9 protein-coding genes are annotated in these 11,935 nt (G+C 69.3%); 4 read left to right on the forward strand and 5 right to left on the reverse strand.

Translation table 11 applies throughout. From position 1 onward, the window contains the following. A complete protein-coding gene (locus tag GQR16_RS09225) occupies nt 1–1,269 on the reverse strand; it encodes a lipopolysaccharide biosynthesis protein (RefSeq protein WP_157414847.1) in 1,269 nt (422 codons plus the stop codon). Nucleotides 1,270–1,282: 13 nt separating this feature from the next. On the opposite strand from GQR16_RS09225, the gene GQR16_RS09230 reads away from it, so the two are divergent. After that, nucleotides 1,283–2,080: a glycosyltransferase gene (locus tag GQR16_RS09230; RefSeq protein ID WP_157414848.1), complete on the forward strand. Its 798-nt coding sequence runs from the start codon at nt 1,283–1,285 to the stop codon at nt 2,078–2,080. 88 nt (nt 2,081–2,168) lie between these two features. On the opposite strand, the gene GQR16_RS09235 is transcribed toward GQR16_RS09230, so the two are convergent. Then, nucleotides 2,169–3,257 carry an acyltransferase family protein gene (locus tag GQR16_RS09235; protein ID WP_157414849.1) on the reverse strand — a complete coding sequence of 363 codons (1,089 nt, stop codon included), beginning with the start codon at nt 3,255–3,257 and terminating at the stop codon, nt 2,169–2,171. Then, nucleotides 3,254–4,393: an NAD-dependent epimerase/dehydratase family protein gene (locus GQR16_RS09240; RefSeq protein WP_157414850.1), complete on the reverse strand. Its 1,140-nt coding sequence runs from the start codon at nt 4,391–4,393 to the stop codon at nt 3,254–3,256. The genes GQR16_RS09235 and GQR16_RS09240 overlap by 4 nt, the downstream gene beginning before the upstream one ends. Before the next feature lie 213 nt (nt 4,394–4,606). On the opposite strand from GQR16_RS09240, the gene GQR16_RS09245 reads away from it, so the two are divergent. The 3 genes from GQR16_RS09245 (at nt 4,607) to GQR16_RS09255 (ending at nt 9,094) form a co-directional block, all read left to right on the forward strand. Beyond that, nucleotides 4,607–7,393 carry a hypothetical protein gene (locus GQR16_RS09245; protein ID WP_157414851.1) on the forward strand — a complete coding sequence of 929 codons (2,787 nt, stop codon included), beginning with the start codon at nt 4,607–4,609 and terminating at the stop codon, nt 7,391–7,393. Nucleotides 7,394–7,484: 91 nt separating this feature from the next. Further along, nucleotides 7,485–8,348 carry an ABC transporter permease gene (locus tag GQR16_RS09250; protein ID WP_157414852.1) on the forward strand — a complete coding sequence of 288 codons (864 nt, stop codon included), beginning with the start codon at nt 7,485–7,487 and terminating at the stop codon, nt 8,346–8,348. After that, on the forward strand, nt 8,345–9,094 hold the full coding sequence (locus GQR16_RS09255) for an ABC transporter ATP-binding protein (RefSeq protein ID WP_157414853.1): 750 nt from the start codon (nt 8,345–8,347) through the stop codon (nt 9,092–9,094). Before GQR16_RS09250 ends, GQR16_RS09255 begins: the two co-directional genes overlap by 4 nt. Nucleotides 9,095–9,203: 109 nt before the next feature. Here the strand turns inward: GQR16_RS09255 and GQR16_RS09260 are convergent, their stop codons facing one another. Together GQR16_RS09260 and GQR16_RS09265 are read right to left on the reverse strand one after the other, a co-directional pair. Next, nucleotides 9,204–10,484 carry an O-antigen ligase family protein gene (locus GQR16_RS09260; RefSeq protein ID WP_157414854.1) on the reverse strand — a complete coding sequence of 427 codons (1,281 nt, stop codon included), beginning with the start codon at nt 10,482–10,484 and terminating at the stop codon, nt 9,204–9,206. After that, the gene (locus tag GQR16_RS09265; RefSeq protein ID WP_157414855.1) at nt 10,481–11,905 is read right to left on the reverse strand and encodes an O-antigen ligase family protein; all 1,425 of its coding nucleotides are present in this window, start codon (nt 11,903–11,905) and stop codon (nt 10,481–10,483) included. The genes GQR16_RS09260 and GQR16_RS09265 overlap by 4 nt, the downstream gene beginning before the upstream one ends. Nucleotides 11,906–11,935: the final 30 nt, after the last annotated feature.

Here is an 11,935-nt window from a genome sequence, read left to right on the forward strand (position 1 = left end):
TCACCAGCTGCTCGGCGAGCCCTCGACCTCGGCCGTCTGCACCGTCACCGGATGCGGTGCGGGCGTGCCGATCAGGCGCAGACCCGGCACGACCAGGATCAGCAGCGAGGTCAGCTCGGCGGCGGCCACACCGGCCGCGACGACGGCCTCGTAGCCGTTGACCGAACCGATCGTCATGATCGTCACGCCGACGACCGACGCGGTGAGGGTCGTGGCGAGCACGAACCGGTAGCGGCCGTGGGGGATCAGGATGTTCCGGATGAACGGGGTCGCGCTCGAGATGGCGAAGAACGCGACGCCGAAGAGCACGCAGGTCAGCCCGTTCGCGGCCACGTCGGCGCCGAAGATGAAGCCGGAGGCCCACGGGCCGAGCACGGCGAGCCCGACCGCGCCGAACACGCCGAGGCCGAGATGGGCGAAGATCGCGGCCCGATGACGTCGCACGGGGCTCGTCGCGTCGGGCTCGAGCACCCACGCCTGGAACGCGTTGCCGAGCGCGATGACGGCCAGCACGCCCACCCGGTAGAGCCGGTCGGCCGAGGCGAACGAGCTCGCCTGCGCGGGCGGCAGGCCCGCCGTCGCGATCGGCACGGGCGTGGTGCCGTACGCGTTGCCTGCGGCGTCGATCGCCGCGGTCGGGAGGAGTTCGCGGAGCACGCGGAAGCCGCGGCCGAGGCCCACGCGCGGCCCGGACGCCCCGCGGAGGTTGCGGACCGCGTGCGCGGCGGCCGCGGCGACCGTGACCACCGCGAGCACGATCGGGTAGAAGATCACCGGTCCGCCGAGGAGCAGCACCGGCATCGCGGCGAGGGCGGCCAACAGCTTCGGGCCCGCGTCGTAGAGCATGAGGTCGATCGGGCGGGCCGCCCCGATGCAGAACCACGAGGGGGAGAGGCCGGCGAGGGTCATCGCGACGGCCATCGCGATCGACTCGAGCTTGAAGTCGCCACCGGTCACGAGCGCGGTCGCGACGATGACGAGCGGGATCGCGACGACGGTCGTGATGGCCCGCGAGACGAGGCTCTCGCGGAGGATCTGCGCGCGCCCGGCGGAATCGGTGGTGCGCGCGATGCGGACCGGACCCACCACGCCCCAGCCGAAGAAGACGACGACCATGCCGAGGATGCCGATGGACTGCCCGGCCGAGAAGTCGGCCCAGCCGCCGGGGCCGGTGACGCGGGAGATGATCGGCAGGAGCAGGAACGGGGCGAGCGCCGACAGGATCGGCGCTCCCGTGAATCCGGCTAACCTCAAGAGGACAGATCTCATCGACCGACAGTCTATGTCGCTCGATCCGACACGATTCACCGGGAGCAGGTTCGACGTGGAGCATCCGAGACCACGGGTGAGCGTGTGCATGGCGACGTACAACGGCGCAGCCTACGTGCGCGAGCAGCTCGACTCGATCCTCGCCCAGCTGGCAGCGACCGACGAGGTCGTGATCGTCGACGACGCGAGCACTGACGACACGGCGGCGGTCGTCGAGGCCGTCGGCGACCCGCGCATCCGCCTCACCCGGGCGGCAGCGAACCGCGGGTACGTCCGCACCTTCGAGGCCGCGCTCGGCGCGGCCACCGGCGACGTGCTGCTGCTCGCCGACCAGGACGACCTCTGGACGCCCGGCCGGCTCGACGCGATGCTCGACGCGCTCGACCGCTCGGGCGCGCTCGTCGTCGCCTCCAACCTCGTGGTGCTCGGCACCGAAGAGCCCCTGCCGTCGCCCGTCACCGGGCGCCCGTGGCGGCTCACGGCCGAGCAGTCCGCCGAGCACCGCCGCAACGTGCTGCGGATCATGCTCGGCGACGCCCCCTACTTCGGCTGCACCATGGGGTTGCGCCGCGACGCGCTCGCGCTCGTCACGCCGTTCCCCGAGATCCTCACCGAGTCGCACGACCTCTGGATCGCGCTGGCCGCGAACGAGGCCCGCTCGATCGTGCACGTCGAGGCGCCGACCCTGTTGCGCCGGGTGCACGAGTCGAACGCGTCGACGCCCAAGCCCCGCGGCATCCGCGCGGCCCTCGGTTCGCGCTGGCTGCTCGTGCGGCTTCGCGCCGAAGCCAGGCGGAGGCGGCGGGCCTGAACGGTTTCGGCGCCCGATGCTCAGGGGCGGCCGACGCCGCACGCCAGGCGGGGGGCAGAGCGCCGACGACGACGCCCCGACGCCTCCGTCAGGCCGCGACGCCGACCGGGGCGGGCTTCACAGGCCGACGCCCGCGGGCGATGCGCATGACCGGCCGCTCGACGAGGAACCAGCTCGCGGCCGCGAAGATCGCCGTGAGCACCACGGTGGCGCCGATGTAGACCGCCATGCCGTACTGGGCGAGCGCCGGCAGCATGAGGAGCTGCTGCATCGGCCACGCGTAGATGTAGAAGCCGTAGGAGATGTCGTTCTTCGCGATGAACTTCGGCTGCGGGATCACCGTCGAGAGGTACAGCAGGCCGTAGGCCATGAACGGCGCCGAGAGCTGGCCGCCCCACCGCGGGATCAGGGCGATGAGCACGACCATGATCACGAGCGAGGCGATGCCGACGGTCGCGCTCACGCCGAAGCGGCGGATCACGTAGTAGACGATCGAGCCGCCCATGAAGAACGGCAGCAGGCGCATCAGCAGCGCGAAGTCCTCGTTGAGGCCGAGGCGTCGGGCCAGGTCGATGTTCGCGTACGCGACGACGCTGAGCGCGAAGACCGCGGTGACGATGACGGGGGAGCGCCGCACCACGGCGAGCGAGCCCAGGAGCCAGATCGTCAGGTAGCAGAGGAACTCGTAGTACAGGGTCCAGAGCGAACCGTTCCACGCGTTCGGGTAGGGCACCGTCGAGAGCGTGCCGGCGATGTCGTAGTGCACCATCTTCAGTCCGGAGTTGGCCCAGATGAAGTTCAGGGGCGTCGTCGGCGTGCTGAAGAACCCCGCGAGGGTCCCGCGTTCGACCAGTGCCGCGATCGGCGCGAACACGAGCGCCATCACGATCAGGCAGACGATGAACGCCGGGAAGATGCGCGCGATGCGGTGCACCAGGAAGTCGCCGGCCGTGTTCGTGAACCGGCTCGTCGTGATGAGGAACCCGCTGACCACGAAGAAGCCCGCGACCGCCCACCCGCCCAGGCTCTCGCCCTGGATGCTCGGCCCGCCGCCCTCGCCCGCCGTGAACCACGCATGGGCGAAGAGCACGAGGACGGCCAGGATCAGCCGGAACATGTTCAGGCTGTTGGCCCTCGCGGGGAACGGGCCGCCCGTGAGCAGTCGTGGAGCGCTCACTTCAGGAGGTTCCTGGCGGCCATCTCGTCGAGCGAACGCTGGTAGTTGTCGCCCTCGACGGGTTCGGTGAGCACCCACTCGACGAACTGACGCACGCCGTCGCGGAAGTCGACCGTCGACTCGATGCCCAGCACCTCGGCGAGCAGGGTCGTGTCGGCGTAGTTGTGGCGGATGTCTCCGAGGCGGTAGTTGCCCGAGATCGTGGTCGGCACCTCGGTGCCGAACGCGTCGAAGAGCGCCGCGACGACCTCGGAGACGGTGGTCGCGACCCCGCTGCCGACGTTGATGACGCGCGCCGCGGCATCCGGAACCGTCGAGGCCAGGTAGGTGGCGTTCACGATGTCGTCGATGAACACGAAGTCGCGGCTCTCCTCGCCGTCTTCGAAGATGTTGATCGACTTTCCCTGGCGGATCAGGGTCGAGAAGATCGAGAGGATGCCCGTGTACGGGTTCTTGAGCGACTGCCCGGGCCCGTAGACGTTCTGGTAGCGCAGCGCGACCGGCTCGATGTCGATCGTCGGGGCCACCGTCATGATGAGCGACTCCTGGACGTGCTTGGTGATGCCGTACACCGACGACGGGTGGATCGTCGCGGCCTCGGTCGTGGCGACGAGCTCGAGCGGGCCGTCGACGCCGGGCTGGTGCACGTCGAAGTCGCCGGCGGCCATCGCGGCGTCGTCGCGGTGCGACGGGTAGACGAGCTCGCCCGCGGGGGTGCGGTAGGCGCCCTCTCCGTAGATCGAACGCGACGAGGCGATCACGATGCGTCGCACGTGGTGCGGGCCGTTCGCCAGCGCGTCGAGGATCTTCGCGGTGCCGCCCACGTTCGCCTCGACGTACCGGTCGATCTCGTACATCGACTGGCCCGTGCCGGTCTCGGCGGCCAGGTGCACGATGATGTCCTGGTCGGCGATCGCGCGCGCCACGTCGTCGGCGTTCGTCACGGTGCCGCGGATCACGGTCGCGATGTCGCGGATCGACGCGAGCAGCGGCGACGTCGTGTCGGGGTCGTCGCCGTGGACCTGCGGGATGAGGCTGTCGAGCACGGTCACCCGGTAGCCCTCGTCGACGAAGCGCCGCGCGAGGCGGCTTCCGATGAAGCCGGCGCCGCCGGTGATCAGGACGTTGCCTTGCATGATGTCGGTGCTCCGGAATCGGTCTGGGGCGGGGGATCGGGGCCTGCATGCGCGCCGGCGACCTCGTGAACGCCGTCGGTCCGCATGGGCCCCGCACAGTCTATCCGTGGCGCGCTGCGGGGGTCATTCCTCGCTCTGAGCGGCATCCGGCCGTAGCATGTCAGGTACTGCCGCCTGATCGGGGGGTGCGGCAGCGACAACGGGGGTTGTGACATGGGGTGGCGTCGTCTCGCGAGCATCATCGCTTCGGTGGGCCTGATCGCGGGCCTGCTGACGGCCATGCCGAGCCTGACCGGCACCGGCACGCAACCGGCCGACGCGGCCGTCGCCTCGGGGTTCGACCCGGGCAACATCATGAGCGACGGCGTCTTCTACGACAGCAGCACGATGACGGTCGCCGCCGTGCAGTCGTTCCTCAACGCCAGGGTTCCGACGTGTCGGGCCGGGTACACCTGCCTGAAGAGCTACCGCCAGAGCACCGCCGCGCAGCCCGCCCGATCCGAGGGCTGCTCCGCAACCGCCGCAACCACGAACGAGACCGCCGCGTCGATCATCGTGCGCGTCGGCAAGGCGTGCGGCATCAACCCCCGCGTGCTGATCGTGCTGCTCGAGAAGGAGCAGGGCCTCGTGAGCGACACCTGGCCCACCGCGCGCCAGTACCGTTCGGCGACGGGCTACGGATGTCCCGACACGGCCGACTGCGACGCCAACTACTACGGGTTCTTCAACCAGGTGTACAACGCCTCCTGGCAGTTCAAGAAGTACCAGGCGCGGCCCGACCGTGCCTACGCCGCCGGGCGCTGGAACACCATCTACTGGCATCCGAACGCCGGATGCGGGACCTCGAGCGTGTACATCCAGAACCAGGCGACCGCGGGGCTCTACCTCTACACGCCCTACCGCCCGAATTCCGCGGCGCTCGCCAACCTCTACGGCACGGGCGACGGATGCTCGTCGTACGGCAACCGGAACTTCTGGCGCATCTTCACCGACTGGTTCGGAAGCACGCAGAAGCTCGACGACATGATCGCCAGAGCCGACGGCGGATCGATGGTCTACCTGATCTCGGGCGGGACGAAGCACTACATCACGACTCCGGCGGACCTGAGCGAGTTCGCGACGGGGCTCGGCGGGATCCGGATCCTCAGCCAGTCCTTCCTCGACAGCATCCCGAAGGGGCGCAACGCGACGGTCTTCCTCCGCAACGCCCAGTCGGGGCGGATCGCGCTGCTCCAAGGAGGCGCGACGCACTGGTTCCAGACCTGCGAACTCGTGGCCGCGTGGGGATCGGTCTGCAGCGCGTCCGGATATCTCGACGTCTCCGGCGCGCTCTTCGCCCGGTTCAAGGCCGGCGCAGCGATGACGAAGTTCGGCACCGGCCCCGACGGCATCTCGCGCATGCTCGAGCGGCCGACGGCGTCGAAGCTGATCGGCGCGGCACCGACCGCCTTCAACGGCGGGACGGCGCCGTACATGGCGCGGATCTCGCCTGCGCTGCTCGCCGGCTACAAGCAGGGGCGCACCCTCGCCCCGCCCCACTCGTTCATCACCTCGAAGACCACCGGCCGGGTCTACTACGTCGACGGCCGCGATCGCCTCCAACGCCTTCGCGACTGGACGTACGCGCCGGAGTACGGCCTCGCGAAGACCGCCGTGGCGGTCGACGACGTCGTCATCGGCGGATACACGAGGGTCGCCGACGTCGGCCTCGCCGTCTCCTGCGGCTCGACCGTGTATGCGGCCTCGAGCGGATCCTTCGTCCGGCTCAACGGCGGCGCGGGCGGACTGCCTGTCTCCCCGCTGTCGAACGAGAACTGCCGGTTGCTGAAGAAATCGGCGTCGACGGTGTCGGGCCAGCTCTTCATGCAGGCGACCGGCGGGTCGGAGGTGAGCGTCGTGCGGAACGGGAAGCTCCGCCACGTCGTCTCCCCGGATCAGCTCACCGCGCAGAACGGCGGTGCCTGGCCGACGATCGTCACGGTCTCACCCGGCACGCTCGGCAAGATCGCGAAGGGCGACCCGGCGCTCGCGATCGGGGCGTTCGTCTCCTTCGCCGGGACGAGTCGTGTCTACCTCGTCAACGGCTGGGACCTCGTGTACGTTCCGCGGTGGTCGCTCGCCGATGAGTACGGCCTGCCGCGGGTTGCGACCGAACTGCCGGTCGCGCGTCGCGACGGATACGTCGACGCGGCCGTCCCGCTCGGCACGTTCGCGAAGTGCGGGCCGACGAACGTGTACGCCGTCACTGGCGGACAGCGCCAGTGGGTCGGCACGGTCGCGCTCGCGGGCAACCGGTTCACGTCGATGAACGGCTCGATCTGCGACCGGATCCCGGTGAGAGCTGGGAACCGTCTCGACGGACCGCTCTTCCTCAAGTCGGGCTCCGCGATCCAGGTCTCCGTGGCGGGCGGGTTCGCGCCCATCTCGGCAGTCGCGATGACCGAGGCGAACGGCGGCGTCGCCGCGTCCCCTCTGGGGATCGCAGCCGATTCGATGTCCAGGCTCCCCGTGCGCGGGCCTGCGCCCGCCTCGGGAAGTCTGATCCAGGGCTCGAACGCGCCGAAGGCCGTCTTCGTCGACGGTGCGGCGAAGCACACCCTGCCGAACTGGGGCGTCGCCGTCGACCTCGGTCTCACGGCGCGCTACGCGGTCGTCCACCCCGCCGAACCGGCACTCATCGCAGCCGACCCGACGCCGCTCGAGGTCTTCCTGCGAGGAGGCGGCCAGACCTACGTGGCGTCGGCAGGCGTGCTGAACCCGGTCGCGCCGGGACTCGTCACCGGCTTCACCGTGACCGAGCTCACCGACGCCTCGCTCAAGACGCTGAAGATCGGCGGCGGCCTGATCCGAAGGGATCTCGTGCTGAAGGACGCCAAGACCGGCGCCCTGTACCTGCCGAAGGCCGGCGAACTCACCGCGATCCCGGCCTCTGCGGTGCCCGTCGGGGCGACCGTCCTCCCGATGGACACGCGCACGATTTCGCGGCTGCTGGCCGGGTAGCTGACGCCGAACGCGCTAAGCTTTCTCGGCTAGTATGCCGAGGGGCTTCGGACGATCCGGGGCCCTTCGATATTCGAAAGATCGCGAGTTCATGACATCTGTCGACCTGACAGGGTTCCAGACGCCCGGGCGCGGGCGCGGCATTCTGGACGTGTTCAATCACGGCTACCTGCTTCGGCTCCTGATCCGCAAGGGCACCGCGACGCGCTACCGCAACTCCGTGCTGGGGTGGACCTGGTCGTACGTCAAGCCGGCCGCGCAGTTCCTCATCTACTACTTCGTCATGGGCGTGGTGCTCCAGTTCCACCGAGACGTCGAGAACTTCGCGATCTACCTCTTCGCAGGTGTCGTCGCGATCAACCTCTTCAACGAGGCGTTCGGCAACGCGACCAGCTCGATCGTCGACAATCGCGCGCTCGTCCGCAAGATCTACCTGCCGCGTGAGCTGTTCCCGATCTCGACGATCATCATCGCCCTGATCCACTTCCTTCCGCAGGTCGCGATCCTCCTCCTCGCGTGCATCCTCGTGGGATGGGCCCCGACGTTCCTCTCGCTCGCGGCGTTCGCCATCGGGCTGGTCATCGTGCTCATGATGAGCCTCGGACTCGGGCTGCTCTTCGGCGCGCTCAACGTCCGGTATCGCGACGCGCAGAACTTCGTCGAGATCATCCGCATGCTCTCGACCTGGGCGTCGCCCGTGCTCTACACGATCGCCATGGTCGAGCAGGCGCTGAAGGGGTGGGCGTTCACCGTCTACATGCTGAACCCCCTCACGACGGCCGTCGAACTCTTCCACTACGCGTTCTGGCTGCCGACCACGAGCGGGGCGGCTGAGACGCTCTCCCCGGGAATCGTCGGGAACATCTTCGTCTCGCTCGGCATCTGCGCGGTGCTGGTCGTGATCGGGCAGATCGTCTTCCGCCGGTTCGAACGGAGCTTCGCACAAGACCTATGAGCGAGATCACCACCACCCAGAAGCGTCCGAGCATCATCGTCGAGAACGTTCGCAAGACGTTCCAGATCCGGCATACGCACTCCATGAAGGAGGCGTTCATCTCGCGCCTCAAGCGCAAGCAGGTCGGTTCGACGCCCTACAACGCCCTCGACGGCGTGGCCTTCACCGTCGGCGAAGGAGAGAGCGTCGCGCTGCTCGGGTTCAACGGATCCGGCAAGTCGACCCTGCTCAAGCTCGTCTCCGGCGTGCTCGAGCCCGACGCCGGTCGGGTGCTCACCCGCGGCCGGGTGGCCGGCCTGATCGAGGTCGGAGCGGGATTCCACCCCGACCTCTCGGGGCGCGAGAACGTCTACCTGAATGCCGCGATCCTCGGCATGAACAAGGCGGAGATCGATGAGCGATTCGATCGGATCGTCGAGTTCTCCGAGATCGGCGAATTCATCGACCAGGAGGTCAAGCACTACTCGTCGGGCATGTTCCTGCGCCTGGCGTTCTCGGTCGCGATCCACGTCGAACTCGACGTGCTGCTCGTCGATGAGATCCTCTCCGTCGGCGACGCCCCGTTCCGCAAGAAGTGCACGGAGAAGATCCACGAGCTCGCGCAGGCCGGCAAGACGATGCTCATCGTCAGCCACAACATGGCCATGGTGCAGGAGCTCTGCGAGCGCGGCATCGTGATCAACAAGGGCAAGAAGATCTTCGACGGCCCGATCGCCGAAGCCGTCGACGCGATGAACGCCAAGTAGCAACCCGTTTCAGGGCGGCGGGGGTTCGCCGATCGGCGGACCCGCCGCCCCTTCGAGCGGGCTGCATCGCCGGAGGCGTTCCTCTGGCGGGGCCGGCGCGCGTGATCGTTCAGCTCACCCGTGAGCTCGCCAGCGCGTCGCGCCAACTCATGTCCCGTGCGGCCTTGACCGCGCAGACGACGAGCAGCATCCATCCGCCCTCGGTGATCGCGAAACTCTCGGCGAACGAGGTCACGGCGATCGTCACGAGCATGAGCGCGGGCCACAGGTACACGACGCTGCGGCGGCCGGTGGCGAGCAGCCAGGCGCGCACGAGGGCGACGCCGATGAGGGCGGCGAAGAGCAGCACGCCGATGACGCCGACCTGGAAGTAGACGTCGACGTAGGCACTGAGCGCCGACGTGTGCTGACGGCCGGTGGCGGCCTCGATCCAGAGGTACGGAGACGAGTCGGGCCAGGCGCCGACCCAGCCCCAGCCCTGGAGCGGATTCAGGGCGAGGTAGCGGGATGCCTCGCGCCAGACATCGAGCCGCACGTCGAACTCCGCGCGCGCGTCGAGGAGCTCGATGATGCGGATCCGCAGGAGCCACGCGGTGATGATCACGGCGATCACGGCGACGAGCAGTGCGATCTGCCAGCGCCATCTCGTTGCGGGGGCGGCTCGTCGGAGACCGTAGATCGCCGCGAGCGCGACGAGTGCGACCGCGAGTGCGATCCATGCGGTCGGCGACCCGGAGAACACGATGCACACCGAGGCGAGTGCGATCGACGCGATCGCGCCGGCGCGGGAGAGGAGGTGCGTGCGCCACTCGACGATGAACGTCAGCAGGCCCACGACGGCGATGAAGCCGAGCAGGTTCCTCGACCCAAAGATGCCCTGGATGGGGCCGAGGGCCGTGATATCGCCGCGGATGCCGAGGAACGCGATCGGCAGGTCGAGCAGGATGCCCGAGAACACCTCGAGCGCGAGCGAGACCCCGAGGAGCGCCCTCGTGACCTCGCCGAAGGCGCGGACGATCTGGATCGTGTCGCGCATGAGCGCCACGTAGACGCCGATGAAGGCGAAGCCGACGAGGTAGGTCACCCGCAGGGCGCTCGCGGTCGGCGTCGTGCTCCAGAGCACCGAGGCCGCGCACCATCCGACGAACACGAGGATGGTCAGCGGAAGGATGCCGTACCACTCGACCGCCCGCCACCTGGCGACGAGCGAGACGGCGCAGAGTGCCAGGATGCCGGCGATCATCGCGACGAGCCCGGGCCAGCCGATGAGGCTGCGGATCAGGTGGGTGGACAGGCCGACGCCGATGGCCGCGAGCGAGAGAGCCTGGGCGAAGCGGGCCGAGCCGGCGAACTCGCGCAGCGCCTTCGGGAACGTGGGCGCCGCGGTCATGCGGGCGACGCCGAGGGGCCGGGCGGTGCGGGCGCGGGCGGTGCCGAGGGCGGTGCGGGTGCGGGCGGCTCGGCCAACGCCACGGCGTGCGAGCGTGCGGGCCGTGGCTCGGCGGGAAGCGGGTCGTTCGTCCACTGGCGGCGCTTCGTGGCCCACGCGATCGCGATGAGCAGGAGCCATCCGATCTCGATGAGCAGGCGGCTCTCGGCGAGGCTCTGCCCCAGCAGTGCGAAGAGCACGAGGAGCGGCAGCAGCGACGCCGCGGAGTAGGGGAGCGGGCGGCCCGCGGCATCCCGAGGCTGATCGACCGCGAGGAACCACGAGCGCCACAGCGCGCCGATGACGATCGCGACGAACGCGATGAGGCCGAGGACGCCGAGCTGCATCCAGATGTCGAGCCAGGCGTTGTGTGCCTGCAGGTAGGTTACGCCCTTGCGCACCGCGAGTTCCTTGAACGGCTCGACCCACGGCACCCAGTAGCCGACGTATCCCCAGCCGGCGATCGGTCGCTGCTGGGCCAGGTCGATGACGCTCGCCCAGATGTCGGTACGGCCCGTCAGGTCTTCGCCCTTGCCGAAGAGCTGCAGCAGCAGGTTCCACGACACGAGCAGCAGGGCGACGGATGCCGCGACGACGCCGGCTGCGGTCCAGTAGACCTTTCGGCGGTGCCCGGCTCCGACCCGGCGCGTCCACATCGCGAACACGAGCACGACCGCGACGAGCGCGGCGACGAGGATGATCGTCGACGATCGCGTGAGCGCGAACACGAGGCCCGACACGACGAGCCACGAGATGCCGGGCGCCCGTCGCATGCTGCCGGCCGCGAGCAGGCAGCCGAACACGATGAGCCCGAGCAGCGAGACCATGCCGAGCAGGTTGCGACTCGCGACGATGCCCTCGATGGGGCCGCCGTGCAGCAGCAGGCCGCGCGACCAGTAGAACGCCATGGGCAGCTTCTCGCCCGTGACCTCGAAGTCGGGGAAGTTCGGCAGCAGGGGTTCGCGCACGAACACGGCGACCCACAGCTCGAACGTGATCGAGAGCGCGAGGATCCACTTGATCGCCGACGCGAGCGACGCGATGATGCGCGACCACGGCAGGCAGAGCACGAGCGCGACCGCGGCGAACGTCGTGACGAACAGGATCGCGAGCCCGAGCGCCGTGGCGCCCGGATAGAACGACCACGCCAGCGACAGCACGGCCAGCAGCAGGAACGCGAGCGTCGACTTCGGAGTGCGGCGCCAGATCCACCGGGGGCGCACGTGCGCGATGAGCAGGATGCCGCCGACGACGACGATCGCGACGGCGGCGCCGAACCCCCACCAGCCGAGCAGGTTGCGCCAGAACTGCCCCGCGAAGGCGGTGAACAGCACGAACGTCGCGTACGCGCCGGCGAGGGCTGGGCGGCGGGCGAGGCTCATGGGGTCAAGGCTATCGCGTGGGAGATCGTC

The organism is Agromyces allii, from assembly GCF_009749385.1.
Lineage (GTDB): Bacteria > Actinomycetota > Actinomycetes > Actinomycetales > Microbacteriaceae > Agromyces > Agromyces allii.

Excerpts from the sequence above, each read along its gene's own strand:
- GQR16_RS09255 (WP_157414853.1), top strand. The coding sequence starts at position 8,345 with ATGAGCGAGATCACCACCACCCAGAAGCGTCCGAGCATCATCGTCGAG.
- GQR16_RS09245 (WP_157414851.1), top strand. The coding sequence starts at position 4,607 with ATGGGGTGGCGTCGTCTCGCGAGCATCATCGCTTCGGTGGGCCTGATC.
- GQR16_RS09225 (WP_157414847.1), bottom strand. The coding sequence starts at position 1,269 with ATGAGATCTGTCCTCTTGAGGTTAGCCGGATTCACGGGAGCGCCGATC.
- GQR16_RS09240 (WP_157414850.1), bottom strand. The coding sequence starts at position 4,393 with ATGCAAGGCAACGTCCTGATCACCGGCGGCGCCGGCTTCATCGGAAGC.
- GQR16_RS09260 (WP_157414854.1), bottom strand. The coding sequence starts at position 10,484 with ATGACCGCGGCGCCCACGTTCCCGAAGGCGCTGCGCGAGTTCGCCGGC.
- GQR16_RS09230 (WP_157414848.1), top strand. The coding sequence starts at position 1,283 with ATGTCGCTCGATCCGACACGATTCACCGGGAGCAGGTTCGACGTGGAG.
- GQR16_RS09250 (WP_157414852.1), top strand. The coding sequence starts at position 7,485 with ATGACATCTGTCGACCTGACAGGGTTCCAGACGCCCGGGCGCGGGCGC.
- GQR16_RS09265 (WP_157414855.1), bottom strand. The coding sequence starts at position 11,905 with ATGAGCCTCGCCCGCCGCCCAGCCCTCGCCGGCGCGTACGCGACGTTC.